The sequence below is a fragment of the Shouchella sp. JSM 1781072 genome, from assembly GCF_041949915.1.
In the GTDB taxonomy this organism is placed as follows: domain Bacteria; phylum Bacillota; class Bacilli; order Bacillales; family Bacillaceae_D; genus Shouchella.
Map to the genome: position 1 here is coordinate 1,453,025 of NZ_JBHFQE010000001.1, position 26,582 is coordinate 1,479,606.

34 protein-coding genes and 1 riboswitch are annotated in these 26,582 nt (G+C 40.3%); of the genes, 10 read left to right on the forward strand and 24 right to left on the reverse strand.

Annotated elements, in window-relative coordinates; all coding sequences use genetic code 11:
- Positions 1 to 41 precede the first annotated feature (41 nt).
- The gene (locus ACE1TH_RS07685) at positions 42 to 1,778 is read right to left on the reverse strand and encodes a BCCT family transporter (protein ID WP_099300473.1); all 1,737 of its coding nucleotides are present in this window, start codon (positions 1,776 to 1,778) and stop codon (positions 42 to 44) included.
- A gap of 218 nt (positions 1,779 to 1,996) precedes the next feature.
- Between ACE1TH_RS07685 and msrA the strand changes: the two genes are divergently transcribed.
- From msrA to fumC, 3 genes are all read left to right on the forward strand, one after another.
- Positions 1,997 to 2,533 (forward strand): peptide-methionine (S)-S-oxide reductase MsrA, encoded by a 537-nt coding sequence (gene msrA / locus ACE1TH_RS07690; protein WP_255225095.1) that lies wholly within the window; start codon positions 1,997 to 1,999, stop codon positions 2,531 to 2,533.
- Positions 2,530 to 2,964 (forward strand): peptide-methionine (R)-S-oxide reductase MsrB, encoded by a 435-nt coding sequence (msrB, locus tag ACE1TH_RS07695; RefSeq protein ID WP_099300471.1) that lies wholly within the window; start codon positions 2,530 to 2,532, stop codon positions 2,962 to 2,964. The genes msrA and msrB overlap by 4 nt, the downstream gene beginning before the upstream one ends.
- Positions 2,965 to 3,147: 183 nt before the next feature.
- Positions 3,148 to 4,536: a class II fumarate hydratase gene (gene fumC, locus ACE1TH_RS07700; RefSeq protein WP_099300470.1), complete on the forward strand. Its 1,389-nt coding sequence runs from the start codon at positions 3,148 to 3,150 to the stop codon at positions 4,534 to 4,536.
- Positions 4,537 to 4,588: 52 nt separating this feature from the next.
- Here fumC and ACE1TH_RS07705 read toward each other — a convergent pair whose 3' ends face one another.
- Both ACE1TH_RS07705 and ACE1TH_RS07710 read right to left on the reverse strand, forming a co-directional pair.
- Positions 4,589 to 4,807: a helix-turn-helix domain-containing protein gene (locus tag ACE1TH_RS07705; protein ID WP_099300469.1), complete on the reverse strand. Its 219-nt coding sequence runs from the start codon at positions 4,805 to 4,807 to the stop codon at positions 4,589 to 4,591.
- Positions 4,808 to 4,833: 26 nt separating this feature from the next.
- Complete coding sequence (locus tag ACE1TH_RS07710; protein ID WP_099300468.1) at positions 4,834 to 5,022, reverse strand: hypothetical protein; 189 nt, start codon at positions 5,020 to 5,022, stop codon at positions 4,834 to 4,836.
- Between the two features lie 214 nt (positions 5,023 to 5,236).
- Between ACE1TH_RS07710 and ACE1TH_RS07715 the strand changes: the two genes are divergently transcribed.
- Genes ACE1TH_RS07715 through ACE1TH_RS07730 form a run of 4 tightly spaced genes read left to right on the forward strand, consistent with a single transcriptional unit; the run spans position 5,237 to position 7,201 of the window.
- Positions 5,237 to 5,467 (forward strand): hypothetical protein, encoded by a 231-nt coding sequence (locus ACE1TH_RS07715; protein ID WP_255225093.1) that lies wholly within the window; start codon positions 5,237 to 5,239, stop codon positions 5,465 to 5,467.
- A 33-nt stretch (positions 5,468 to 5,500) separates the two neighbouring features.
- Positions 5,501 to 6,229, forward strand: coding sequence for an alpha/beta hydrolase (locus tag ACE1TH_RS07720; protein WP_099300466.1), 729 nt, complete (start codon positions 5,501 to 5,503; stop codon positions 6,227 to 6,229).
- A gap of 13 nt (positions 6,230 to 6,242) precedes the next feature.
- Positions 6,243 to 6,767 carry a YjcG family protein gene (locus ACE1TH_RS07725; RefSeq protein ID WP_099300465.1) on the forward strand — a complete coding sequence of 175 codons (525 nt, stop codon included), beginning with the start codon at positions 6,243 to 6,245 and terminating at the stop codon, positions 6,765 to 6,767.
- The gene (locus ACE1TH_RS07730; RefSeq protein WP_099300464.1) at positions 6,764 to 7,201 is read left to right on the forward strand and encodes a GNAT family N-acetyltransferase; all 438 of its coding nucleotides are present in this window, start codon (positions 6,764 to 6,766) and stop codon (positions 7,199 to 7,201) included. The genes ACE1TH_RS07725 and ACE1TH_RS07730 overlap by 4 nt, the downstream gene beginning before the upstream one ends.
- A 104-nt stretch (positions 7,202 to 7,305) precedes the next feature.
- On the opposite strand, the gene ACE1TH_RS07735 is transcribed toward ACE1TH_RS07730, so the two are convergent.
- The 12 genes from ACE1TH_RS07735 to ACE1TH_RS07790 all read right to left on the reverse strand — a co-directional run bounded on the left by ACE1TH_RS07735 (position 7,306) and on the right by ACE1TH_RS07790 (position 15,814).
- Positions 7,306 to 7,620 carry an MTH1187 family thiamine-binding protein gene (locus tag ACE1TH_RS07735; protein WP_099300463.1) on the reverse strand — a complete coding sequence of 105 codons (315 nt, stop codon included), beginning with the start codon at positions 7,618 to 7,620 and terminating at the stop codon, positions 7,306 to 7,308.
- Positions 7,608 to 8,318, reverse strand: coding sequence for a DUF1385 domain-containing protein (locus ACE1TH_RS07740; RefSeq protein WP_255225091.1), 711 nt, complete (start codon positions 8,316 to 8,318; stop codon positions 7,608 to 7,610). The genes ACE1TH_RS07735 and ACE1TH_RS07740 overlap by 13 nt, the downstream gene beginning before the upstream one ends.
- 31 nt (positions 8,319 to 8,349) lie before the next feature.
- A complete protein-coding gene (locus tag ACE1TH_RS07745) occupies positions 8,350 to 8,916 on the reverse strand; it encodes a hypothetical protein (RefSeq protein WP_255225090.1) in 567 nt (188 codons plus the stop codon).
- 11 nt (positions 8,917 to 8,927) lie between these two features.
- A complete protein-coding gene (gene thiD / locus ACE1TH_RS07750; protein WP_099300460.1) occupies positions 8,928 to 9,725 on the reverse strand; it encodes a bifunctional hydroxymethylpyrimidine kinase/phosphomethylpyrimidine kinase in 798 nt (265 codons plus the stop codon).
- Between the two features lie 9 nt (positions 9,726 to 9,734).
- The gene (gene thiO, locus ACE1TH_RS07755; protein WP_099300459.1) at positions 9,735 to 10,841 is read right to left on the reverse strand and encodes a glycine oxidase ThiO; all 1,107 of its coding nucleotides are present in this window, start codon (positions 10,839 to 10,841) and stop codon (positions 9,735 to 9,737) included.
- Positions 10,842 to 10,853: 12 nt separating this feature from the next.
- On the reverse strand, positions 10,854 to 11,630 hold the full coding sequence (locus tag ACE1TH_RS07760) for a thiazole synthase (RefSeq protein ID WP_099300458.1): 777 nt from the start codon (positions 11,628 to 11,630) through the stop codon (positions 10,854 to 10,856).
- Between the two features lie 3 nt (positions 11,631 to 11,633).
- Positions 11,634 to 11,831: a sulfur carrier protein ThiS gene (gene thiS / locus ACE1TH_RS07765; protein WP_099300457.1), complete on the reverse strand. Its 198-nt coding sequence runs from the start codon at positions 11,829 to 11,831 to the stop codon at positions 11,634 to 11,636.
- Complete coding sequence (thiE, locus tag ACE1TH_RS07770) at positions 11,828 to 12,457, reverse strand: thiamine phosphate synthase (RefSeq protein ID WP_099300456.1); 630 nt, start codon at positions 12,455 to 12,457, stop codon at positions 11,828 to 11,830. The genes thiS and thiE overlap by 4 nt, the downstream gene beginning before the upstream one ends.
- 67 nt (positions 12,458 to 12,524) lie before the next feature.
- Positions 12,525 to 12,635: riboswitch (TPP riboswitch) on the reverse strand.
- A gap of 35 nt (positions 12,636 to 12,670) precedes the next feature.
- Complete coding sequence (gene aspA, locus ACE1TH_RS07775; RefSeq protein WP_099300455.1) at positions 12,671 to 14,086, reverse strand: aspartate ammonia-lyase; 1,416 nt, start codon at positions 14,084 to 14,086, stop codon at positions 12,671 to 12,673.
- Positions 14,087 to 14,128: 42 nt separating this feature from the next.
- Positions 14,129 to 15,082, reverse strand: coding sequence for an ROK family glucokinase (locus ACE1TH_RS07780; RefSeq protein ID WP_375078680.1), 954 nt, complete (start codon positions 15,080 to 15,082; stop codon positions 14,129 to 14,131).
- Positions 15,082 to 15,285: a YqgQ family protein gene (locus tag ACE1TH_RS07785; RefSeq protein ID WP_099300453.1), complete on the reverse strand. Its 204-nt coding sequence runs from the start codon at positions 15,283 to 15,285 to the stop codon at positions 15,082 to 15,084. Before ACE1TH_RS07785 ends, ACE1TH_RS07780 begins: the two co-directional genes overlap by 1 nt.
- Positions 15,286 to 15,304: 19 nt before the next feature.
- Complete coding sequence (locus ACE1TH_RS07790; protein ID WP_099300452.1) at positions 15,305 to 15,814, reverse strand: hypothetical protein; 510 nt, start codon at positions 15,812 to 15,814, stop codon at positions 15,305 to 15,307.
- A 112-nt stretch (positions 15,815 to 15,926) separates the two neighbouring features.
- Between ACE1TH_RS07790 and ACE1TH_RS07795 the strand changes: the two genes are divergently transcribed.
- Positions 15,927 to 16,322, forward strand: coding sequence for a YueI family protein (locus ACE1TH_RS07795; RefSeq protein WP_176554195.1), 396 nt, complete (start codon positions 15,927 to 15,929; stop codon positions 16,320 to 16,322).
- Positions 16,323 to 16,335: 13 nt separating this feature from the next.
- Here ACE1TH_RS07795 and ACE1TH_RS07800 read toward each other — a convergent pair whose 3' ends face one another.
- The 8 genes from ACE1TH_RS07800 to ACE1TH_RS07835 form a co-directional block, all read right to left on the reverse strand.
- On the reverse strand, positions 16,336 to 17,796 hold the full coding sequence (locus ACE1TH_RS07800; RefSeq protein WP_099300450.1) for a spore germination protein: 1,461 nt from the start codon (positions 17,794 to 17,796) through the stop codon (positions 16,336 to 16,338).
- 118 nt (positions 17,797 to 17,914) lie between these two features.
- On the reverse strand, positions 17,915 to 19,474 hold the full coding sequence (locus tag ACE1TH_RS07805; RefSeq protein WP_176554194.1) for a rhomboid family protein: 1,560 nt from the start codon (positions 19,472 to 19,474) through the stop codon (positions 17,915 to 17,917).
- Between the two features lie 85 nt (positions 19,475 to 19,559).
- Positions 19,560 to 19,760, reverse strand: a complete 201-nt coding sequence (locus ACE1TH_RS07810; protein ID WP_255225085.1) for a sodium:proton antiporter — start codon at positions 19,758 to 19,760, stop codon at positions 19,560 to 19,562.
- A gap of 72 nt (positions 19,761 to 19,832) precedes the next feature.
- The gene (locus ACE1TH_RS07815) at positions 19,833 to 20,837 is read right to left on the reverse strand and encodes a ThiF family adenylyltransferase (protein ID WP_099300447.1); all 1,005 of its coding nucleotides are present in this window, start codon (positions 20,835 to 20,837) and stop codon (positions 19,833 to 19,835) included.
- Positions 20,838 to 20,852: 15 nt separating this feature from the next.
- Positions 20,853 to 21,644, reverse strand: coding sequence for a DUF92 domain-containing protein (locus ACE1TH_RS07820; RefSeq protein WP_099300446.1), 792 nt, complete (start codon positions 21,642 to 21,644; stop codon positions 20,853 to 20,855).
- Complete coding sequence (locus ACE1TH_RS07825; RefSeq protein ID WP_255225084.1) at positions 21,641 to 22,192, reverse strand: 5-formyltetrahydrofolate cyclo-ligase; 552 nt, start codon at positions 22,190 to 22,192, stop codon at positions 21,641 to 21,643. Before ACE1TH_RS07825 ends, ACE1TH_RS07820 begins: the two co-directional genes overlap by 4 nt.
- 56 nt (positions 22,193 to 22,248) lie before the next feature.
- The gene (gene rpmG, locus ACE1TH_RS07830; protein WP_099300444.1) at positions 22,249 to 22,398 is read right to left on the reverse strand and encodes a 50S ribosomal protein L33; all 150 of its coding nucleotides are present in this window, start codon (positions 22,396 to 22,398) and stop codon (positions 22,249 to 22,251) included.
- Between the two features lie 72 nt (positions 22,399 to 22,470).
- Positions 22,471 to 23,151: a hypothetical protein gene (locus ACE1TH_RS07835; RefSeq protein ID WP_375078681.1), complete on the reverse strand. Its 681-nt coding sequence runs from the start codon at positions 23,149 to 23,151 to the stop codon at positions 22,471 to 22,473.
- 315 nt (positions 23,152 to 23,466) lie between these two features.
- Between ACE1TH_RS07835 and ACE1TH_RS07840 the strand changes: the two genes are divergently transcribed.
- Both ACE1TH_RS07840 and ACE1TH_RS07845 read left to right on the forward strand, forming a co-directional pair.
- Positions 23,467 to 23,850 carry a hypothetical protein gene (locus ACE1TH_RS07840; protein ID WP_375078682.1) on the forward strand — a complete coding sequence of 128 codons (384 nt, stop codon included), beginning with the start codon at positions 23,467 to 23,469 and terminating at the stop codon, positions 23,848 to 23,850.
- Positions 23,840 to 24,313 carry a hypothetical protein gene (locus ACE1TH_RS07845; protein ID WP_099300441.1) on the forward strand — a complete coding sequence of 158 codons (474 nt, stop codon included), beginning with the start codon at positions 23,840 to 23,842 and terminating at the stop codon, positions 24,311 to 24,313. Before ACE1TH_RS07840 ends, ACE1TH_RS07845 begins: the two co-directional genes overlap by 11 nt.
- A 125-nt stretch (positions 24,314 to 24,438) precedes the next feature.
- Here the strand turns inward: ACE1TH_RS07845 and ACE1TH_RS07850 are convergent, their stop codons facing one another.
- Complete coding sequence (locus ACE1TH_RS07850) at positions 24,439 to 26,538, reverse strand: peptidoglycan D,D-transpeptidase FtsI family protein (RefSeq protein WP_099300440.1); 2,100 nt, start codon at positions 26,536 to 26,538, stop codon at positions 24,439 to 24,441.
- Positions 26,539 to 26,582: the final 44 nt, after the last annotated feature.

Genomic DNA, 26,582 nt, shown 5'->3' on the forward strand with positions numbered 1-26,582 from the left:
ACAGTATAAGAAAAGGGTCGACATAATGCCGCCCTCTTTCGCTATCGATCTTTACGGTTCTCTTTTTTTAGCTGTTTTTTTACATCTTTCTTTAAATCCTCTTTTAATTCCTTGTATACGTCTTCACGGAGTTCTTCCTTTAATTCCTGATAGGCTTGATCTTTAAAATCATCTTTTATTTCTTCTGACACTTCATCTTTCCACTCTTCATAAAAATCTTCTCGAATCTCATCTTTCAACGAAGCCGAGCGGGTCGCCAATACCTGTCTTCTGTAGTATCGATAATCTCGCGTAAGCAAGATCGTTAAACAGACAACCATGCCAATTAAAATGAACGCAATTGGTAACCCACCTGTGATAGCAGCTGTTTGTAACGCACTTAGACCATCATCGCCCCCACTTAATAAGAGCACAGCTGCCACAGCCCCGATGAGAATCCCCCATAACAGTTTTAGTTTAGTTGGTGGATTTTGCATGCCATTTGATGTCATCGAGCCAAGAATAAAGGTTGCAGAATCGGCGGACGTGATAAAAAAGATAAAGATTAACAGCAATGCAACAATACTTGTTAGCAAACTTAACGGGAGCTGTTCAAGCAAAACAAACATAGCCAGTTCTTCATTCGTTTGTGAAACGCTTGTAATGGTTGATATCCCTTGGCTGACTTCATAATAGAGCGACGAGCCCCCAAATGACGAAAACCAAATTAACGCTAATGCTGCTGGAACAAACAGCACACCTGCAATAAATTCGCGAATCGATCGTCCTTTTGAAATACGCGCAACAAATAACCCAATAAACGGTGCCCAAGACATATGCCAGCCCCAAAAGAAAATTGTGTTGCCTGCAATCCAGTTTGATCCTGCATAGGGCTCAAGGGTTAATGACATTTGAACAACGTTTCCTACATAGGAACCGAGAGTCGTAACCATACTTTCAAAAATAAAAATCGTTGGACCAAATGAAATAACGAAAATAAGCAAAATTCCTGCAAGCGCGATATTAATGTTCGTTAATCGCTTAATTCCTTTATCAATTCCGGATAATGCTGAAAAGATAAAACAGATAGTCACAATAATAATAAGTGTAATTTGTGTCCAAACTGTATTTGGAATGGGGGTTATGTAAGATAGCCCGCCGGAAATTTGTAAAGCACTTAAGCCAAATGTCGTCGCAACACCTGCACAGGTAGCGAGAATAGCAAAAATATCAATTGATTTTCCGATCACTCCGTCGGTTTTGTTTCGCAACAATGGATAAAAAGCAGAACTAATGAGCGCGGGTTTGTTTTTACGGTACATAACATACGACATAATAAGACCGACAATTAATGATGCAATCCAGCAATGCAGCCCCCAATGATAGACCGCATAACGGAGCCCTACAGCAGCGGCAGCTTCTGGACTTTGAACCGCTTCGTTCGGTGGTGGATCTAAGTAATTCAACACGGGTTCGGCTACACCGAAAAACACAAACCCAACGCCAATACCCGCAGCAAAAAGCATCCCAACCCACGTAATGAATTTGTATTGCGGTTCATCATCTTCTTTTCCTAAGCGCATTCGTCCAAACGGGCTCACCATTACAATAAGTGCAAATACAATAAAAACGCTTAACACAAGCATGTAGAACCAACCAAAATACTCCGTAACCCATTGAAGTGCATCGTCTGCCACTGCGCCAAGAGATGTCGGTGAAATGACGCCCCATAAAACAAACGCAATCATAAATGCAGCACTAATCATAAGCACACGATTTCCTATTTTTTTCGTTTTCATTCTTTTTTAAATACTGACTTTATAAGCCAGCTCTCCTCTCCTCTATTCTGTTTACATATATACCAGTACCCGTCGCAAGATAGAACGTGCAGCGAAGTAATATCGATATGCATTCCCTTTTCGTAAAATTTCGAAACGTTTTCATATAAGCAGATATAACATGAGACATGAAGGGGTATGTTATACTAGATCTATACAATTGAATTGGGGTGAGAAAGATGAATCAGGTAGAAAAAGCAACATTTGCTGGCGGCTGTTTTTGGTGCATGGTCAAGCCGTTTGATCAATTTGACGGCGTTGAATCGGTCATTTCTGGCTATACAGGCGGCCATACCGAAAACCCCACGTACAAAGAAGTATGTAGTGAAACCACTGGTCATTTTGAGGCGGTTCAAATTACGTTTGACCCTACAGTCATTTCATACGAAACCATTTTATCTTTGTTTTGGCAACAAATTGACCCGACCGACCCTGGTGGACAATTTCATGATCGAGGCGATTCGTATCGAACGGCGATCTTTTATCATAATGAGGAACAAAAAGCAGTAGCTGAAAAAGCAAAAGCTGATCTTCAATCTAGCGGGAAATTTTCTAAACCAATTGCTACACTTATTCTTCCTGCAAAACCTTTTTACCGTGCAGAAGAATACCATCAAGATTATTATCAAAAAAACGCCTTCCATTATCAACTTTACCGTAAAGGATCTGGAAGACAAGATTTTATTGAAACACATTGGAAAGGAGATCAATCATGACGAAAAAATCACCTGAAGAATTAAAGAAAACCTTAACACCCATGCAATACCATGTTACGCAAGAAAATGGGACAGAGCCACCTTTTAAAAACGACTATTATGATCATGAAGAAGATGGCATTTATGTGGACATTGTTTCTGGGAAGCCGTTGTTCTCTTCAAATGATAAGTACGATGCTGGCTGCGGTTGGCCAAGTTTTACTAAACCAATTGAAGATCAAGAAATTCTTGAAAAAGAAGATCGGAGCCATTTTATGGTTCGAACCGAAGTGCGTAGCAAAGAGGCGAACGCGCACCTTGGACATGTATTTCCGGATGGGCCAGGTCCAAATGGTCTACGCTACTGTATTAATTCAGCAGCGCTGCGCTTCGTTCCAAAAGAAGAACTGGAAGATGAAGGATATGGCATCTATAAAAAGTTGTTTGCGTAAAATCATACTCGTCAGCGTAAATTATACGTTGACGACTTTTTTTGTATGGTTTCAATAAGACCGATGATCGGTTTGCTCATTCGACAAATTCAATTCTTTTTTTTGTGTTTTCGTTAAGTTTCATGTTGTTTTTTGGTATGATAGATATGCGTCATGAAATTAGGGATAAAGGGATGATAAAAAATGAAAACGCGTACAGAAAGAGATACAATCGGAGAAATTCAAGTTCCTGTTGATAAGTACTGGGGCGCACAAACGCAGCGTAGTTTAGAAAACTTTAAAATTGGTACTGAGAAAATTCCATTTGAAGTCGTCCGAGCTTTTGCAGAATTAAAGAAAGCCGCTGCGATTGTTAATGGTAAATTAAAAGGTCTAGACGCTCAAAAAGTCGAGGCAATTACATACGCAGCAGATCAAATTATTGCTGGTGGCTTAGAAGACCATTTCCCGCTCGTCGTATGGCAAACCGGAAGTGGCACGCAATCAAATATGAATATGAATGAAGTAATTGCTTATTTAGCGAATGAATACTTAACTGAAAAAGGTGAGACAAGCGTAACGGTTCATCCAAATGATGATGTGAACCACTCTCAAAGCTCAAATGATACATTTCCGACAGCCATGCATGTAGCAACAGTTATTTTTGCAGAAAATGAACTAATTCCTGCTGTCAAACAATTTAAAGAAACGTTGGCTGCAAAAGAACAAGAATTTGCAGACGTTGTTAAAATCGGACGTACCCATTTACAAGACGCTACCCCGTTAACGTTTGGTCAAGAAATTAGTGGATGGAAGCATATGCTTACTACGTGTTCCACAATGATCGAACAGTCTCTTGACCATGTACGCGCATTAACAATTGGCGGCACAGCGGTTGGCACTGGCTTAAATGCCCCGATCGGTTTTAGCGAAGAAGTATCCGCTCAACTAAGCCAACAAATCGGGTTAACCTTTAAAGCATCTGAAAACCATTTTCATGGTTTAACAAGTCATGACGAGCTCGTCTATTTCCACGGCGCTTTAAAAGCTCTTGCAGCAGACGCTTTTAAAATTGCAAACGACATTCGTTTATTGGCTAGTGGTCCACGTTGTGGTATCGGCGAAGTCATTATCCCAGCAAATGAACCAGGTAGCTCGATTATGCCAGGAAAAGTTAACCCTACTCAAAGCGAGGCGTTAACAATGGTTGCTGCACAAGTACTTGGAAATGACGCAACGGTAGGGTTTGCTTCAAGTCAAGGTCATTTTCAGCTAAACGTGTTCAAACCCGTTATTATTTATAATGTTTTACAATCAATGCGTCTACTATCGGACGGTTTAAATAATTTTCATGATAAGTGTCTTATTGGCTTGGAAGCGGATAAAGGGAAAATGGATCAACTTTTAAACGAATCACTTATGCTCGTCACAGCATTAAATCCACATATCGGCTATGAAAACGCAGCGAAAATTGCGAAAAAAGCTCACGCTGAAAATACAACATTAAAGGTAGCGGCAATTAATAGTGGATTGTTAACAGAAGAACAATTTAATGAATATGTGGTTCCTGCAAATATGATTTCTCCTAAATAAGGTTCAATTTAGCTCCCTCTACCATGATATTAGGGGGAGTTTTTTTGCGTGATTAGTAATCCCATATCGTTTTGTAACGAGTCGCTTCAAATAAATCGTCTAGTGAAACATTGAAAAATTGAGCAATTTTATTTGAAATCATCGCGTTCACTTGTCGTTTTCCTGATTCAATTTGTGATAAATAGCCTGCAGATATACCTACTTGCTTTGAAACTTCCTCTAGGCTAAAGCCTTTTTGAATTCGCAACATTCTTAGTCGACTCTCACTCATTCTTCCTTTCGCCTTCCTTTCGCTGGTTAAATCACTTCATCATACGTGTAACGGACAATATACTTATTCGTTTTCAATCGCTTCACTTCCACAAGTGGACCAATTTCATAGCCATTTTCCCAATTATCTTCTAGTTTTGCTTGAATGCATTTAGCTTGGAATTTTGAGCGAAATACTTCCCGATAGTAAATCCAATGAGGTTTTCTAGATCTCATATTATACTCCTCCATTAGCCATCTACTCATTTTTAATTAGATAAGTCAAACTCACAATAGTTTGTGGAAATCGTTTTTATGATTCATAACTGAATGAATTTCATCAGAAGTAGTCGTCATTTTCACGAATGATAAACGCAGTATTGTTTGTAACATTCGTCTTATTAAATGGTGACGACTCCCACGGAACACAGGCTAAGGATAATCAATAACTGTGAAGCGTGCCCAAGGCAAAGAAGACACCGTGAGAGCAAGTGATAACGAAGCGCAAACGGATGTCGCGCTTGTGCCTCTAGTGAAAATGTTCGCCACTCTAAATACGTGTTTGTTTTTTAATTCTAACATTCATTCAGGTAGCGTTAGTTTATCCTTAATTATTCATTTTATCATAGAATCAGCAAAAAAATGGGTACTCCCTGCTATTCATCGAAATATGGTAAACTAATGAGAGAAAAAGAAGCTAGAAAGGAAGTTATCAATGGCTAACATCGAAGGCAGTTTAGCAGAAATGACGATTGAAAGCGAATATTTAAAAGATCGTATTTCATTATCCATTTACTTACCAGCTAACTACACACCGTTAAAATCGTATCATTTAATGATTTGTCAAGATGGACAAGACTTTTTTCGACTTGGACGTATTCATCGACACGTCGATACACTTATTAGCGAGATGGACATTGAAGAAGTAATCGTGGTGGGCGTTCCTTACCCGAGTATTTCAATGAGAAGAACATGGTATCACCCTGATAACGAGACTCATATTGCCTATACCCGATTTCTTGCCTGTGAGTTATTACCTAAAATTGAAGAATCCTATAGTGTCGAACCACTCGCCGCGGCTCGAATTCTTGCAGGAGATTCATTAGCCGCCACAATTTCATTGCTAACTGCACTAGAATATCCTACACTATTTAAAAACCTGGTATTGTTTTCACCTTACGTCAATAAAACCGTACAGGAGAAAGTTAGCCAATTTAGCAAAACGGAAGCGTTATCGATTTATCACATCATTGGAACGAAAGAAGATGTTGTGAAAATGACCGACGGAGACACGGCTGATTTTCTCAAGCCAAACCGCGAGTTAAGTGAACGATTTCGTGCAAAACCGTTTCATTACACATACAGAGAGTTTGAAGGTGATCACACATGGACGCATTGGCAAAAACATCTATCACCTAGTTTGAAAACGTTACTGCCATTATAAAGGAGGCTTTATTATGTTAAATTATGGAATTGTTTTATTCCCATCTAAACCTTTTCAAGACGTCGCCAATGGCTACAGAAGACGTTACGATGCTCATTATGCAAATATTCCACCTCACATCACAGTAAAAGAGCGTTTTTCTTTAACGGATGAAGCGTTACCGACTGTTATTTCAGCTTTAAGAGAGACTGCTACTCAATGCCCTCCTATAGAAATTGATGTCTATAAAGTTGATACATTTTTTCCACAATCCACAACGATTTATTATAAATTAAAAGAAAACGCTCACTTAACTTGGCTTAATGAGAAACTTTACGAAGAACCATTTCCGACGGATCGTGCGCATTCTGTATTTATTCCACACATTACAATTGCACAAAAGCTTCAACAAGCGGAGCACGATGATATTGTCGGTCAGTTAAAGATGAGTGATGTATCTCATCAAGAAACCATTGACCGCATTCAACTCCTCTATCAGCTTGATAATGAATCGTGGACGGTTTACGAAACATTCATTCTTCAAGGAAATCAAGCATGATTGATACCATTACAGTTCAAGTTGCTACGAAACAAAGTGAAATTGACCAGTGTTTCTCTATACGAGAACACGTTTTCATTGACGAACAAGGCGTATCAAAAGACTTGGAACGTGATGTTCACGACGAGACTGCTATCCATCTTTTACTTAAGTCAAGCCATGAGCCAATCGGTGCTGCTCGTATGCGCATACTTGATCAAACAGGAAAAATTGAACGGGTCTGCGTACTCTCACCATTTCGAAACAAAGGCTTTGGTGAACAATTCATGCGTGAAGTCGAAGAAATCGGCAATAAAGAAGGCATCCATGAACTTGTTTTAAATGCCCAAGAACCTGCCCTCAATTTTTATTTACGATTAGGTTATCAAAAAGAGTCCGAGCGTTTTTATGAGGCAGGAATTCCTCACTTTGCGATGAAGAAGACGCTCAAATAAATTGTTATAACCTTACTTCATACTCTTTGCATTCGTGAAGATTAATAATGAAAAGACGGTTCAACCTATTGGCTGAACCGTCTTTCATTCTTTTTCAACACTCGTTACGTTTTCATTTTCGCTTGAACAGCATCAATCTTACTTTGAAAACTTGCTTTTTGGTCACGTCGATCATCAATTCGTATATTCGTCGCGACTCGCTCAATCCCGTTCTCAAAAGGGACTTCATGGATTTGTTTGACAACATCTAATAATGTTGAAACATCGCCTTCAATCAACGTGCTCATCGGCGTTAATTGAAACTTGATGTCATGTGTATGTGATAACTCGTCTAAAAGTTCTTGAATGTTGGCCACATAGTGACTGACACTTGGACCATTCGTTCCAATTGGAATAATTGTTACATCTACGATTGCCATTCTTCTTCCCTCTTTTCAATTCTCTGTTGATACAAAACTGGTGAAAACTCTACCTTCGCAAGTTGAATATACGACTCAATTGCGCTTTCAAGATGTTTTTTTTCCGGTGTCTTAGTCGTTACGTTTTCTTGGAGCCAATAAGAAAGCGGCAATATAACCTGATCAATTTTTTTACTTACGACAATGTTACGATTATAAGCATAGAGGAACACAACTAGTAAAGAGAGGTACGATGCACTGGCAAGGCTTGATGTAAACGACAGAACAATCATTGCTACAGCGGTTAAGACCACGGTACTTAGAAAATAGAGAACGACTAAACCTGTTGAACAGCCTCGATTCCGAACAGACGCTCTTGCTACTTTTTTCCGAGTCTCGTGATTTACTCTCCCTACCGTACTAAAGACTTTATGCTCCGCTGCATGATAGCGTTTCAGTTCGCTTGGAAAGAAAAAATGTGTTCCAAATAGCAAATAAAAGAAACTGTAGAACGGCAAACCAGCCCACTCAATTGGTAAAAGTTTTGGTCCAATAATTAAGAGAACCATCCCCACGCAAATGGTTTGAAACCAAAGGGGCGCCGTCCTCCAAACCAATTGACCTGCCAGCAAAAATGTTCTCATATTTCGAGGTTTTGCCCAAGCATGCAGCGTACCTTTTTTGTCATGGTATGCACAAGCTAAAGTTTGATTTGCCATAAAAAATATCCCTTTTTGAAATGACATTCCGCTAATTCTCAACGATATCATCCCATTCATATGTCCGTACCCAATGCAACACATTGGTCGCATCGCCAAACTGAGGTTCCGCGAACGTCGCATCTTCCAACGTCAGTTCTTCATGATTTGTCCATGTGTGTAAAAGAGAAATTTCAATGTCTTCAACGTTCACGTATTCTGGTAACGCTTGTATAATCGTTCCTCTAGTGCCCACACCTTGATGGTCTTGCATCTCTGTTGGAAAAGGAAAAACAACTCCATTTTCAACCAACGTTCCTTGAAACGTTTGCTCTGGCTCAACCGGCAATGTTACCATGCCCGGTTCAATCGTACCAAAATCTCCATCAAAAGAAAGTCCAATATAATCTGTTCCGAAAATTCCTTCTGTCGGCATCTGCGGCCATTCCCACTCAATGCGCACAGTCTGCTCGTCCACTAAAGATGCCGTTAAGTCGATCTCTTGTTGAAGTTCTTCATTACTTACTGATTCATCTTGATCCAAATAAATGAAGCCTCCGACCGCGATGAATATCATTAAAATAGCTGGTAATACGAATACAACCCAGTGCCTTCTCACCTTCATACCCCTTATCTATGCTGATTATATGCGGCGTGATTCGTCGGTCCTTTGCCTGATCCAATTTTCAATCCGTGACGAATTGCCTCTGTTATAAATGCTTTGCCAAGTTTCACTGCTTCTAACGCCGTCTGCCCTTTTGCTAATTCAGCAGCAATAGCCGAAGCAAATGTACAGCCTGTTCCATGGGTATCATTTGATTCAATTCGTTCATGGCTAAGAAGTTCGACTAGCGTTCCATCATAATAAACGTCAATCGCATCGCCTTCAAAATGCCCACCTTTTAACACAACGACTGAGGGACCAAGCTGATGTAATTGTACCGCGATTTCCTTTAAATCTGCAATTGTTTTAGGCGTTTCTCGATTTGTTATTCGTAAAGCCTCGGGAATGTTCGGTGTGAAAATGGTCGTACGAGGTAAAAGTGTTTGCGTGAGTTGCTGCATCCCGGAGTCATTTAAAAGACCCGAACCGCTTGTTGATGCCATGACCGGATCCACGACTACCTGCTTCACTTGATACTTATCGATGACTTCACACACCACACGAATATGCTCGTCACTTACAAGCATCCCTGTTTTTATGACATCTGTCCCGATGTCAGCAAGGACAGCATGGAGCTGTTGCGCTAAAAAACTTGGCGGAATCGGAAAAACATCTTCCACTCCTAATGTATTTTGAGCTGTTAACGCGGTAATTGCCGTTGTTGTATAAACGCCTAGCTCTTGCCCTGTTTTAATATCCGCTTGAATGCCAGCTCCCCCGCCTGAGTCTGAGCCAGCAATGGATAACACTTTTGCCGTTTGCATAATTGCCTCCTACGAAAAACGTTCTGGATGAAAAGCTTCTAGCGGAAACGAAACGTCTCGTTCTAATAAATCTTCCGTTACGACCTTTGCCGTAATTGCGCTTAATAAAATACCATTTCGATAATGACCGCATGCGAAATAAATCTTTGGATGATCGGTTAATCGACCAATATACGGAAAACCATCTTGTGTAGCTGGTCGCAAGCCGGCCCACTCATGAATAGTCGGTTCATCTTGAAGGGCAGGCAGGATTTTTTTATTCCAGCGCTTTAAGCGATCCATACCTTTTGCTGTAACTGACGTTTCAAAACCAGCAATATCTTCTGAAGCTCCATTTACAATTGTACCATTTGCTTTTGGAACGAGATAGCCTTGACTCGTATAGACAATATGATTAAGTAACGATTCATTTGGACGATACGCACATATTTGACCTCGTATTGGATAGATTGGCAGGTTAAGCCCTAACGTTTCTGCTTGCTTTTGTGCCCAAGCTCCTGTTGTAACGACAACTTGATCTGCTTCAAACACTTGACCCCTAGCTTTTACTTGCACATCATCAGACGATGACGACAGAATCTCTACTTCTCCTAAATGTTCACAAATGTCGACGGATGAACGTTTGCACGCCTCAATTAACGCTTTCACAAAATCTGGAGCGTAAATGTGCGCTTCATTTGGGTAGTAAATCGCTCCTTTTATTTCCTCTGATAGATGTGGCTCAAGCGCAAGCACTTCTTCTTGGTTCAAAATTTGCATATCTTTATTATAGTCTTTTTGCCAAGACGATCTTGTATAAAGAGGAAGTAAGTCCGCTTCATGATAGACACAATGAAGGCTTCCTGATTTTGAATATTCAAAATCGACACCCGATGTTTTTCTTACATATGCTTGCCATTCAGGATATAAAGTTAGACTTGCCAAACTAAAATCAAAAAAAACATCTTGGTCTTCCCCAATCTCTGAAAAAGGAGCGAGCATCCCTGCTGCCGCTCCTGAGGCTTGGCCGCCACACGTGTCCTTTTCTAAAATCGTTACTCGAGTGCCTTCACTTGCCAGCCGTAATGCAATTGATAATCCAATAATTCCGCCACCAATGACGATTATTTTTTCCATTTTGAGCCTCTCCTATTTCATGTACTGTGTTGTTGGGCTACTTGCACTCGCATATGGTTTTTTCGGAATTCTCCCTGCTTCATACGACAGTTCGCCTGCCTCAATCGCTAAACGCATCGCTTTTGCCATTTTAACAGGGTCTTTTGCTTTCGCTACAGGGGTATTCATTAAGATTCCATCCACACCCAGCTCCATTGCTTTTGCAACATCGCTTGGCGTACCTAATCCTGCATCAATAATAATTGGTACATTTGCTTCTTCTACAATTAAACCAATATTGTATTCATTTAAGATTCCAAGCCCTGTACCAATCGGCGCAGCTCCTGGCATGACAGCATGAGCGCCTGCTTCCTCTAGCCGTTTACACAAAATGGGGTCGTCAGACGTATAGGGTAAAACGGTAAACCCTTCTGATACAAGGATTTCGGTTGCTCTTAACGTTTCGATCGGATCAGGCAGCAACGTTTTTTCAGAAGCACTAATTTCAATTTTAATCCAATCACTTAGACCAGACGCTTTTGCTAAACGAGCAATACGAATGGCTTCTTCCGCTGTGGAAGCACCAGATGTATTCGGCAAATACTGAAAATTTTCCCCGTTTAAATGTTGTAAAATCGCATCTTCGGCCGGCGCTTCTAAGTTTACGCGGCGCAAAGCAAACGTTAATACTTCAGCACCAGATGCTTTAATCGCTTCATTTTGAACAAAAGGATTTGGGTAGCGACCAGTACCTAAAAAGAAGCGTGACTGTAATGGCTTTCCGTTTATACGTAAAAGGTTTTTTTTCATTTCTCAACCACCTCCAACAAAATGAACAAGCTCAATTGACTTATTCTCAGATAAGGATGTATTGCTCCAATTTTCACGGGCAATGATCTCACCAGCCATCTCGACAACGAGGAGTTGCCCGTTTAATTCTAGTTCCGCAATCAATTGTTCAATGGTTTCACTTTTTACAGTTCTCTGCTCACCATTTATGAAAAGATTCATGCTTTCGCCTCATTTATCGCCTTTGTCATAGTTTCTGCCGCTGCTTGCACATCTTCCGCTGCTACCACTTCCGTAATGACACAAACGGCATCTGCTCCTGCTTCAATGACTTCGCGGACATTATGAGTTTTAATGCCACCGATTGCTACAAAAGGAATCGAGACATGCGCTTTAATTTCTTTTATATACGAAGTGGTAACTGGATCAACTACGTCTTCTTTACTATTTGTTGGAAAAATGGGGCCGACACCAATATAGTCTGCTCCACCCTTTTCTGCTTCAAGGGCTTCGTCTAATTTGTGCGTAGATACACCAATAATTTTGTCTTTACCGACAAGTTTACGGACTTCAGCCAACGGCATGTCATCTTGACCTACGTGAACCCCATCTGCATCGACTGCCATCGCAATATCAATGTAGTCATTCACTATAAACGGCACGTTATAGGTTTTACAAAGATCATTTAAACGCTTTGCTTTCTCAAACACTTCTTTTCGACTGCTCGTTTTATCTCTTAGCTGTATAAAGTCTGCTCCACCTTTAATCGCCTCTTCCATTACTTGAAGAAGCTCTTTGCCTTCATGAAACGCTTCTCCTGTTATGACATAAAGTTGAAAATCTTTCATTTTGTCTACACTCCTTTACGCAAAAAAACCGTAACCAAAGGGGTTACGGTTTACACGCTCAATTATATGATACGTATGCCGACTTCCCTCCGCTGGTATAAACCAGATCAGGTTAAAGAGTAAAAGAAATTCGTTCTTTTTCTCAGCCCAACTTCATCGGGCACCCCTAGTCTTTTGCTATTTTCTTTTAGTATGACATAAGTGCTTTTGTTTTTAAAGTGGTAAGAAACGAGATCCCGCTATACCAGGTTTAGTCATTTCTTTTGGATCAAGAATTTCGTTTAATTCTTCTTCAGATAAAATGCCACGCTCCAAACAAATTTCTCGCACAGGTCGCTCCGTTTCTAACGCTTCTTTGGCAATGCGAGTGGCCACTTCATAGCCAACGTGAGGATTAATCGCCGTAACAATTCCAACACTATTTTCAACAAGCTCTCGACAGCGGTCGATATTAGCCGTAATACCAGCAATCGCATATTCACGGAATACGCGCATGCCATTTTCAAGAACGGTTAAAGATTGTAATAAATTAAAGACAAGCACAGGTTCCATTACATTTAACTCAAGCTGTCCCGCTTCAGATGCAAGGCTAATCGTATGATCATTTCCAATTACTTGGAAAGAAAGCTGATTGATCACTTCACACATGACTGGATTTACTTTTCCCGGCATAATCGAAGATCCAGGTTGACGAGCAGGTAAATTTATTTCATTTAACCCTGTACGAGGCCCAGAACTCATTAAACGTAAATCATTGGCTATTTTGGATAAATTAATGGCTAATATTTTTAATGAACTTGAAAGTTCAGTATAAGCGTCGGTATTTTGCGTTGCATCTACAAGATCTTCTGCTGTTTTAAAAGGAAGATTTGTAACCGTCGCAAGATGTGTTGCTACTTTTTCAATATACTCCGGTTTAGCGTTTAAGCCTGTCCCAACAGCTGTAGCACCCATATTCACTTCATGTAAATGATTGGCAGAGCGGCTAATTCGTTTTAAATCACGGACTAACACTTTCCGATAAGAACCAAATTCTTGTCCAAGTCGAATCGGCACTGCATCTTGTAGATGCGTACGTCCCATCTTGAGGACATCGTCAAACTCTTCCGCTTTTCCTTCCATTTCCGCAATCAATTTTCGTAACTCATCGGTTAACCCCTGCGTCATATGAAGTGCAGCGATATGAATGGCAGTTGGAAAGGCATCGTTTGTTGATTGAGCCATGTTCACATGGGTGTTTGGGCTAACTTTTAAATAGTCGCCTTTTTCTCCACCTAAAATTTCAATGGCACGATTGGCAATGACTTCATTCGCGTTCATATTAAAGGATGTGCCTGCACCACCTTGAATCGAATCAACAATGAAATGTTCATTTAATTCGCCGTTAATGACATCATCACTTGCTTTCACAATCGCATCAGCAATATGGGGACGTAAAACACCAACGTCTCGATTTGCCATGGCTGCAGCTTTTTTCACAAAACCAAATGCTCGAATCAGTTCTGGATGAGGCGGGTAGCCTGTGATCGGAAAGTTATCCTTCGCTCGTAACGATTGAATGCCGTAATATGCATCCTTTGGTACTTGTTTTTCCCCTAGTAAATCTCGTTCTATACGGTAATCCATCATTTGATGTTGACCTCAACTTTCAATACGTAATCGCTTTTATTTCTATTTATTCTCTACTGCTTGAATCGCTAACCAAACGGCACCATAAATGCCTGCGTCATTTCCTAAGTGGGCAAGCTTAATCTCTGCTTGCTCCGCAACTCTTGGTAACGCATATTGTGTGAATACATCTCTTAAAGGTATTAGGAGATCTTCACCAGCCTTTGAAACACCGCCACCAATAACAATCTTAGATGGATTTAATGTATTGGCTAGGTTTGCAATCGCATAACCTAAGTGATCAACGGCTTCTGTAATCACTTCTTTCGCTACAGTATCTCCTTGTTTAGCAGCTTCAAAAAGGTCTTTTGTTGTTAAGCTTTCAGAAGGAAGAGAGTGTAGGCTAGATTCGCGTCCATCCTTTAACTTTTCGTTCATTAAGCGAACCATTCCTGTTGCTGACGACACTGTTTCCAAGCAACCATGTTTGCCACAATTGCACAATGAACCGCCTTCTTTTACAGAAGTGATGTGGCCGATTTCACCACCCATACCGCCAACACCATGAAGAATTTGGCCTCTTGTAATAATGCCTCCACCAACACCTGTTCCTAGAGTAACAAACAATTCCTCATTTGTGCCATCACCAGCACCTTTCCATTTTTCCCCTAGAGCGGCCAAGTTGGCATCGTTATCAATTCTAACCACAACACCAAGCGCTTTTTCTAATTCATCTTTTAATGGATAGTCTCTCCAGCCGATGTTAACGGCATGATAAATAAATCCGGTTTCCATTTCGATAAAGCCTGGCGCACCGACTCCCGCTCCCATTAACGTATCGCGTTCATCTTTATTCTTTTTTATACTTTCAGCAATATCGTTTACAATGTTCGCGCCGTTATGACGGATATCAGTAGGAATTTCCCACTTCGCTAACATGTCGCCTTGTTTTGTAATGAATGCAAGCTTGACTGAGGTTCCGCCTATATCAATACCTGTATAAACCTCGTTCCCCACTATAATCCCCCATTTCGATGTTTTGTCTCCTCTTGACGTAAAAGTAGCATCGCCGCTTGATACGTATCACTTGTAATCATACCAAACTGATACAAATCTTTAATTTCTTTACGCATTAACTGCAAATCCAACTCTCGATCTCTTGTATAAATAAACGATCCATACTGCTTTAATAGTTGTCTAATGTCGACCATCGTTTCCATTTGTGCACCTCATCCATTATTATAACAGCTTTATTACCGTAACTAAAAGAAATGAGGCAAGCGGAATAAATGCAGCAACGTAAGCGTTTTTAATCCATAACAACATAGAATTATACAGCAAAATGCCTACAAAAACCGCAACCGTAAAGAAAAAAGTCATACTGATAGTGAAAAAAGTTCCGTAACCAAGACTTCCCCATTGTAAACCCATGAAAAAAAACAATAGTGCTAATATCCAGGCAATTGGCTTATAAAAAAGTTGATACCCAAATGCTGGATGATACGAGCGCAACATCGCGATGATAAACACAAAAGAACAAATGACAATTAACGTATTAAAAAGGTGAAAGCCAAACCAGGACAAACTTACAAGTGCAACAAACATCCCGATGTACGTAAATAGTAAGAAATAAAAACTTAGCACACAAAGCACAATAATTGGAGGAAGCCCGCGCATAAATGTGGATAACCCTCCTAGCGTTAAACCAGTCGCAATAACAAAGAACACAATAACAAACCACGCCAACATATGATCAACCCCCTATGTCGATTTTTCCTTAATACAGTCTATGTTTTCATTTGAGATTTAAGGACAGGTTTGCGATGATAGAGAAGATTGATTTAAATAAGAGGTGAATGAATTGGCAAGAGATGTAAACGAAGTATTAGAACACGCCATTAGAGGTGGCTTGGAGACAAAGCCTGCAGAAAGACGAATTTTTTTAACGACAATCGCAGAAAGACTCCATTTAGCGTTAACGATAAATCAAGTTCGCTCAACCGTCATCTATCAGGAAGTCGAACAAACAATGAAAGCAAAACCGAACATTCAAATGTTCGTAAATGGACAGTTAACGTACTCTGATTACAATGAATACGTGAAGCTTGCTACCGTCCACAACATCCCATATACGGTCGTAACAGGCACTACAGAAACCCCATTTGGACTTGTAATCGCAAATAAAGACATGCCTGTTGAAACGTCTCAACCGTATATTGAAGATGATATACACAAACAAGATATCGAAGGATATTAAAAAGGTAGACCTGCTACCTATCCGGATCTTGCGGATGGTTGATAGCAGGTCTACGATTTTTTAATGGCATTGGAATACGTAAAAACACATCTCTTAACGCTTTCACATTAAACGGAATGAATGGCCACATATAAGGGACATGAAGCCCACGTAAACGAACCAAAAAGATGAGCCACAGTGTTGCGCTTATCATAAAGCCAGCTGGACCAAAAATGGCCGTTGCAATTAAAAAGAGAATGCGCATAAATCGATTGGCTAATGACAATTCATAGCTTGGTGTTGCAAACGTACCGACCGCAGCAATGGCTAAGTATAAAATAACTTCAGGCGAGAACATTCCTACTTCTATCGCAATATCACCGATTAATAAAGCTGCTACGAGCCCAAGCGCTTCCGCTACAGCATTTGGCGTATGAATGGATGCCATCCTCAACATTTCAATCCCGGCTTCTGCAATTAGAAACTGAACAAATAACGGTATACTTCCATCCTCTTGTGTTCCAATAAAGGAGTACGCTTCTGGCAATAACTCTTGATTAGTCGCTAGCATATACCAAATCGGCAATAAAAAAAGTGAAACAAACACAGCAGAAAACCGGACGATTCGCAACAACGCGCCGATAATCGGCTTTTGTCGATATTCTTCAGCATGCTGAAGCAAATTCCAAAACGTAATCGGCGTAATCATCGCGCTCGGTGAACCATCTACAAGAAGAATCACATGCCCTTCATAAAGATGGGTGGCACAAACGTCTGGACGTTCACTATAGCGCACTAAAGGATATGGGTTCCCACCTTCTTTAAAAACAAATTCTTCAATCGTTTTGTCTGCCATTGGTAATCCGTCTGTATCAATCGCCTTCATACTTTCACGAATTTGTTCAACGTATTCTGGGTCAGCAATATCGGCAATATATAAGAGCGCCGTATCCGTTTTCGAACGACGACCTATTTGTAAATATTCAACCCGAAACGTTCGATCTCTTATTCTACGACGAATTAAAGCAGCACTCATCACAAGTGTTTCAACAAGACCATCTCGTGAACCGCGGACGACTTTTTCCGTATCTGGTTCTTCAGGACCTCGGACTGGATATTCCCTCGTATCAATGATAATACAATATTCAAGACCTTCTACAAGAAGGACAGAGGGACCAGAAAGAACTTGATCAATCGCAACATCTAAATCTTTTTCCTGTTCCACTTCCGCATATGGAATTCGACTTTTAATAAGCGCATCATACGCATCATCCAATTCTTCAGCACGTGTATGCGATAATTCTCGCTGAATTTGTGTCAGCGCCACATCTTTACCGAACCCGTCCACTAAAAACAACGCCATTTTACGGTCGGCGTGAACCATCTCTAAACAAATTAAATCAAAATTTTGGTCAATTGCGAGTTCATCTTTTAAATATGCAAGCTTGTCTTCATAGGATGATTGGCTTGTTATTTGATTCTCGTCCTTGCTCATCTCAATCCCCCTATTCTATTGTCATAGGGTGCTCGCTAACGTTTAAATCTATGTAACGTCTTTTATAGATAAACAAAAAAACATGGCGGCAACCTGTACAAGTACCACCATGCTTTCCTTAATCGATTTCAGACAAGATCTGTTCTTCTATCTCATAATACTGATCCATATTTTCAATTTGTAACGCTTCTCCGTAGTCAATTGCTTCTGAAATGGTGTCTTGCGCTCGCTCATACTCTTCATTTTCAAGATAAATAAGCGTTAGGTTAAACCAAGCTTCAGGAAATTCTTCTTGTTCTTCTAAGGCTAACTCTAAGTTCATTTGCGCCTCTTCAAGATTATCATCTCGCACATCAACGTAGGCTTGCATAAATAAGAGCTGTGGCTGGCGATCATTCTCTTGAAGACCAGCAGAAATATATGCCTGCGCTTCCTCATAGTTCTCTTCTTCAAACAAACGTTGGGCTTCTAAGACAGCAAGCTCTGGTGAAGTCGATGTACTTTGTTGTCCGAAATAAAGGAGCGCGAGGGCAGCAATTCCATAAACAATAAAAGCGGTAATAGAATATAGGAATGGAGTTGGCTTTTTTTCTTTTGGCATTCTTACAAATGCTGCAATAAGGAAACCGCCAAGTAACCCACCAATATGTGCGCCGTTATCAATTCCAGGCACAATAAATCCTAACACTAAATTAAACCCTAATAAAAAAAGAATGTTTTTTCCTAATGTCCGAAAGAACAGCGTCGGATGCTTCATCCCGAAATAAAGCAGCGCTCCAAAACAACCAAATAATGCCCCTGATGCACCTGCTGACACATAGTCATTAAAGGCAAAACTAACAATTGATCCGAAAATCCCTGCAAGGAAGTAAATAATTACAAAGCGAAACGTGCCAAATAATTGTTCAACAGCTGTTCCAAGAAAAAATAAGGCCATGGCATTAAAAAACAAGTGAAGAAGGCCGATATGCAAGAACATTGATGTCACGAGCCGCCACCATTCACCTTCCATGATTAACGGATTATATTTTGCCCCGTACTCTATTAACACTTGAATGTTCGTACTGCCTCCGTTGGTTTCTAAGAGGAAAAACATGACCACAAACGATATAAGGAGCGCATAGATGAAACGTGGCTTGCCATAAAATAACGTGTTTTCTTCTTTCTTCCGACGATTCCCATTTTCCTGTTTTACCTTTTTCCGAATTTGATCTATTTCTGCTTCCATTTCTTCATCCGATGATAAGACAGCTATTGTTGGAATCTGGTCGTTAGGCAACGCTTCGTCAATCGTTGACTGATACTGCGTTATATTTGTATGTAAAGCAAGATTTCGGATCGTTCCTTTATTCTTTTTTACTTGAAAAGGCACAAGGGCATCTTCCCAAGAATCGATAGGAGGTTGGCTCATAACATAAATGTTTTCGCCTTGCATTTTCCATACACCTAATTGTTTAAAAATAGAATCAAACTGTTGTTGTGCATGGGAAATATCACGCTTTAAGCGATTGGACCAGTCAACTTCTGTTAACACTAGCCGAATAACCCGCCTTGGTTTAACCGCATCGTCTTCAACCCATGCTTGGGTATCATGCAAAGCCAGTAAGCGAAATCCTTTTGTTAGCACATAATGTTCAATGAACTTCCAGTATAAGTAACGATGTTCCGTTTGGTTCATGCCCATCCCCCTTTCTGACTGTCATTATAGCAAGTTTTTATGAATTAAGATGGAATTTTGCTTACAAAAGAAAGCCCTGAAAAAATCAGAGCTTTTCTGTCGTGTGCGGGAATGAAAACAAAGATCCCATTAGCTTCTGCCGCACGTAAGGCATTCGAAGGGCAAATCGAATAAGAACTCTTCTTAATCCTGGTTGTCTCATCATGAGATTGAGCAATTTATAACGGTATTTATAAATGCTAAACCCTACAATAAGAACGGAAAGAATGGAACATGCTTGTTTCATGTAGACACCTCCACAATTAGGATGTGACACCAGTCTACATTTCATCCTATAAAAACGAAGCAGCGCCTAGCATTAGTTTCCAATATACTTGCTGTAAAGAGTTTTCGCTCGCGTCATATCATCTGTTCCTTGAATTAACACTCGTCCATCAGGAAAGACAACAATCGTCTCTAATTCACTTACCATTGCTCGAATTAAAAACGGTGTTTCTTTCACTTGAGCCACCTGTTGTAGCTTTTTGCTCATTTGTTTTAAATCAAAAGGTGCCGAAGCCGTAATTTGAATAGACTGACGACCACATAACGTTGTCTCTGATTTAGAACGTTCATTTAGTGCTGGGAATTCTTCTTTTATACAGGTTGGACAATCAGCACGCTTACCTGCAAACTTTATCTTTTGCTGCGTATTTGACCAAATGTCAAAGGATTCTAATGTTTTTCGCTGTTTATCTTTCGCACCTACAAGATACTTCATTGCCTCAATTACTTGTAAAGAAGCAACAATATCAATAATTGGGGCTAGCACGCCAACAGTATCACACGTGTCACCTGTAGCGCTTCCGCTCTCGATAAAGCAGCGAAGGCACGGGGTTTCTCCGGGAATAAAGAACGCACCCATCCCTCTCGTCTGTACGGCGCCCCCATAGCTAAACGGTATTCCCGCTTTAAAACATGCATCATTTAACAAAAAGCGCGTTTCAAAGTTATCCGTTCCATCTAAAACAACGTCAACCTCTTCCATTAATCGATCAATATTATCGACAGACACGTTCTCAACAATTGCTTCTATTTCAATTTCAGAGTTGACTTTTTCTAACGCTTGCTTGGCCGCAACTGCTTTTGGCACAAGTTGCTTTGCATCTTCTTCCGTAAACAGCATCTGCCGCTGTAAATTACTCATCTCCACAAAATCCCGGTCTACTAATCGTAAAGAGCCAACACCTGCACGCGCCAAGTGATTGGCAATCACCGTTCCAAGTGCGCCTAAACCTACAATTAGTACCTTGCTATGTAAAAGTTTCGCTTGACCTTCTTCACCGATTCCATTAAACAGTAACTGTCTTGAATAACGTTCCATGAATCTCGTTCTCCTTTAAAAAAAGATAACGGCACCTATTACTCCCATTAGCGCACCTGCTCCTGTACAGCATAAATTAACAACATCATTTGTGACAACTGAAAACCCTCTGATTTTAACCGTCTTTACACAGTGATGCAATTTTTCTGTGTGGATCCCGCAGGTAGGGCATTTATATAATGCTTGTAACGTTGATCCTAAAATGCTGTCCAATAAATTCGCAACGAAACCAATGAAAATAAAAAAGAATAACCACACGTAACTTACACTTGTTTCGTTCCACCAAATTAAAATTGCCACACCTGCTAATACAAAGCTCCCTGCAAATGCTGCAGCCATTCCAAGCCCTGTCACACCGCCTGATACGCCTTTTTCTACTTTCTTTCGCGTTAGAACATCAATTGGTTTATCTTGACTTAACTTCCCTATCTCTGAGGCCCATGTATCAGCAATTGCCGCTGACAAGCTGCCTACAAAACCTGCTACAAGAATCGTTGCTAATGAGGGAAAAAAGACTAGGAGCAATGAACAAAGTCCGGCATAGCCTCCATTCGCAAACACTTGAAAAGCGTCGCGTTTTCCATGCTTCTCAACGACCTCTTCGTCTACAGCGGCACCTTTTACTTTTCCTAAAAGAATGGAGCTACCAAAAAACACCGCAAAAAGGAGTAAACCAGCAGGACCCACTCCTACTACAGTTGCCCCTCCAATGATAAACGCAGTTACAGCTCCTGCTAACGTTAATTTCTGCAGCACATACAACATGGTGCACGCGATAACCAGGATACCAAACCAAACACTCATCATAGGATTTCCTCACTAATGACGACATTAACTGGGAAGTCATGAGACTCTATTGAAAGAGATTGAACAAGCTGCTCCTTAAAACATAGCGATATAGTCGCTCCCTTAACTTTAGGTAAATAGCGGTCGTAAAAGCCTCCACCCATTCCTAAACGATAGCCGTTTGTCGTAAAAGCTACGCCAGGAACTAACAATAAGTCCAGTTCATCAGGCGCAACATATGAACAGGCATCCATTTTAGGCTCGTACAAACCGTATGACCGCCGTTCTAAATCATTAAAGCCTTCTATCGTATAAAACGCCATCGTTCGATCACGCATTGTCGTTCTTGGTAAAGCAACACGTTTACCTATCGTAAGCGCATGCGTAATAATTGACAACGTATCCACCTCTGGAAAATGAGAATAGGTCAAGCCAATTCGATCTGCCTCTTGCCACGCTCGCGTGTTAAACAAACGATTTGCAAGATTTGCCGATCGTTCTAAATACTCAGTTTTCTCCATTTGCTTAAGACGTTCCGAAATACGTTGACGTTCGTCTTTTTTTGACACACAATCCCCTCACTCTAAAAAATGCAATAAAAAGAAGCAGCGGTAAATCCGACTGCTTACTTTGTTTCACGATGAAGTGTATGGCGCTTTAAACGCGGATTATATTTCTTAAGTTCAATACGCTCTGGGTTTGTGCGCTTGTTTTTAGTCGTAATATAACTACGGTCACCGTTTTCTGTACAAGCTAAAGTAACTTGAACACGCATATGCTATCCCTCCAAACTCGTCTTACATACTTACATAGAATAGCAAAAGCCACCACGAAAATCAAGACTTATTTAAACACTTTGCTGCAGAAGGTGGTTCGATCGTTTTAAATGCCCCATATTGTCACTACTCATTTGAACAATGGATGCTCCAATTGTTTCGTTTGCAGGCAGTGAGCATGCACAAACAATCACACTCTCTGTTTTTGTTGCCGAAAATGGAGAGAAAAATAACTTACCTAGTGGATCGTTCCATATTTGATTCATAGCCCCTACGCCATAATGAATGAATTGCGCCTTGCTCATTTGTATAGAAAATAAAGAATATTTTTCATCTGAATAATGAATTAGTGCGCGTTCAGCTGGAGAATAAAATGATAAACCATCTTGAGTACACGTAACCTGTTGAGAAAGCAGCTTAAAGTCTCTTGACTGATGACTTTCATTTTTAATTGTAATAGATCGCTTAACTCCTAGTTCACTTTGTAAAGACTCATCACGAATCGTAATTTTAAGGTTTAATCCTCTATGATAGGCTTGGCTCACAATCACTTCGTTTGTTCTTGAGAAGGCAGCATTAACGATCCATCCTTCATCCCCTACCCACGTTGTCTTACCGTCATACCATAACCCAATTTTAGATAAGTGCTGAGAATGAAGTGTAGTCCGCAATCGTAAATGAATATCTACAGTGAAAATGGGCTTTGTCCCAATTGAATAGAAAATGTTTGATATATATTTGCTCGTTTGCATACAACCGCCCCTTCAGTCAGTAAATTAAATAGCCAAATCTGTTTTATGTCATCTTTCTTTGTCTATTAAGCATACTGTGTTCAGCTCCTTTCCACAATGAGTGCAAATTGTATGTTTTTGTAAACCGCTTTTCATCAGTATTAGCAAGTGTTCTCACCTCCTCAATTAGTAGAAAGATCTGTATGAAAGAGATTATGACTAAAGGTGTCAAAAAATGACGCATGAATGGGTAATTTTTATTTATCTTAATGAAACCGTCTTAAAATCATGTATAATGGAGGGTGCGAGAACAATCCGTAGGAGGGAACAAATATTATGGAATGGATGTTAGCGCTCTTGCTTGGAACAGCCATTGTGCTACTTATTGTTTCTTTTGTTAAAGAAGACAAAGGTTCAAAGATAGAAGATCAAATTGAGCATTTATCAATTTCCTTTATGCAAGAGCTCCATCAAGTAAAAAATCAAGTACGAAACATGGAGTTGGACGCAGAAATTGCAGCTAAAGATGCGACTCAACAACATCGCTCGAATTCACACCAACAGTTACTAAGGGAAATATTAGATTTGCATAAGCGTGGCTATTCAACAGAAGGAATTGCTATCGAAACAGCTTTAGAGCCTCATGAAGTAGATCGACTCTTAGCCCCTTACCTTGATTCATTATCAGAAGAAAGGACGAAAGTAGCTAATGACGCGTAAAACAATTCGTAGTTTTGCTGGAGGGTTGCTTGTAGCTTCTGGCGTATTAGGTGCCACATATTTCATTGGAAGCGATACAGAAGTCTCATCTAGTACGGATTTTACCGAAGAAGAGATGGTCAATCATTTACAGGAAAATGGATATGCCGTTGAAACGCAAGAGACGTGGGATGAATTAGAAGCACAGCTCGCTACAGCTCAACAAACAGAAGACGAATCGTCTAATGAAGAGCAAAGTGAAAACGATGAGCAAATCGCCTATCGTACCATTCTTCATGTCGTTCCTGGTATGACGAGCATTGACGTTGGTGAAATGCTTGAAGATGCAGGGATCGTGGACAGTGCATATGACTTCTATGAAGAAGTGGATAACCGCGGATTATCAAACGATTTACGTCCTCAAGTTACAGGGGAATTAACAAGTGAAATGAGCTTGTCTGAAGTCGTAGATGAATTCTTTTAACACGTGTTTAGAATTGATTATTCGACACTTACAGAGATAATCCTTCTTATTCATACAAATTCCTACATTTAAACGTAGAAAAGCTGTGCGCCAAGTTATTTGGTGCACAGCTTTTATTTTATCTTCTATTGTTCTTCAAACAAATCCACTTCTTCAACGACAGAATCGACTTCTTCTGGGCCATTTCGGTCGTCTTGGAGGTCAAAATAGGCATCAACTAAATCAGCACTAATTTGTTGTGATATTCTGCTTGAATTAGTTTGAGCGATTGTTGTATCAGGCGTCATTACCGCGAATGCAATTTCTGGATCATCATAAGGGGCGTAACCAACAAAACTTAAATTGTTTGTATCTGCTACCTTTTGTCCCTCTTCATAAATGGATGTTTGCGCGGTACCTGTTTTTGCGGCTACAGGCACGCTAAAATTAATGTTATTATTAGCCGTTCCGTCATTACGACTTACTACACCTCTAAGCGTTTCTTGAACATAAGAAATATCTCCTTGACTCATATCTAACGTATTTAACACTTCTGGTTTATTCGCACGTACAATTGTACTCTCGCCTTCCCCATTTGGATTCGGCTCCATAATTTCTGTTACTAATCGCGGACGCATTCGAACCCCATCGTTAGCGATTGTACTAATGTATTGAGCCAGTTGTAGCGTTGTATACGTATCATACTGACCAATCATAAAGTCAAGTAAGTTACCTGGGTCTCTAGCTTCATTTGAGACAATTCCTGTTGATTCTCTAGGTAAGTCTATACCAGTCTCAACACCTAAACCAAATTGATTGAAATAATATTTGACATCATCTAAAACATCTGTAGCTTTAGATGGTCCAAAGATATTGGCTCTATCTCCCGGCTGGCTATCATAATCATAATCAGCCATTCTCATCGCAATATAGAACATGTATACGTTAGAAGAACGAGCCATTGCCTCACGGGTGTCTACCGGTCCCATTGTGCTTATCGACCCTTTATCGGCGGTTCCAGCAAATCGAAGCGTACGGTCATTTATAACTGATCCTCGACTTATTACCCCTTCATGAAGGCCAGTTAACACAGAAGCACCCTTAATAACCGACCCTACTTCATATCCACTTTGAAATGCTGGCAGAGGATTAATACTCCCCTCTTCTCCAGGTCGCTTCTCATAACCACTCATCCCTAAAATATCGCCTGTTTTTGGATCCATCACCACAACATAGGAAGACGCATTTTCTCTGAAGATCCCTGTATTACTCATTACTCGTGATTCGACAATGTCATCAAGCTTTTGCTGAAACTCCATGTCAATACTTAATACTAAGTCATTGCCACGGCTTCCTTCTGTTTCTTCAATAACTTGTTCCAACGGTCCATTTCCTTCACGGGTTTGTGTGCGCACGACCTCTGCTTTTTGACCACGTAAAACATCTTCATACTGATTTTCTAAGAAGCTTGTTCCAACTAAGTCAGAGCGCATGTATCCCTTTGATAAATAGCTATCTACTTCCTCAGAAGGGATTGGTCCAACATTCCCAAAAACGCTATCTAACGTTTCTCCATAAACATATTCACGCACCGAGTCTCTTTGAATGTTAATATTCGGTAAGCGGTCAAGGTGTTCAGCTAGTTTTGGTGCTTCTTCATCTGATAAACCTTGCTTTATACGTTGTGGAGACCCGCTTGATCCTCTTAACATATGAGAGAAGACTGCAATAACTTGCTCTTCTTCTTCAGAATAGCCAGCGATCATATCATCGCTAATCGCATCAATCATCCGTTGATATTCACTTGTTTCATCATCTTCATCATAATCAATATCTGCTATTAACTCTCTACGCTCTTCCGGCTCTAAAGAAGTGTAGTAATATTCTCTTTTGTCTCGATCACGTAAATTTTCTGTGTCCACTTCAATAAACTGCGTTAAATCTTCTGCTAATTCAATCATGTCACCGGCGCTTTGGTTGCCTGGGTTTGTGTATGTAACAGAAAGCTCTAAGCTGTTTTCAACAAGCGGGTAACCGTAGCGGTCAGTAAAAATTCCGCGTGGTGCATCGATTAATGCGGTTTGGTTCGATACATGCGTCAACTCTTCCTCATACTCTTCCCCATTCACAATTTGGACAAGCCCTAGTCGCAATATTAAGGCAGAAAACAACAAGAAAACAGCAAGGAATAAAATGTTTAACCGCAATGACACATGGTGTTTCTTTTTATTTTTCGTTTCTCCCATTTGACAACCTCCCTGATCTATTACAGGTAAAAAGACACCCGAAC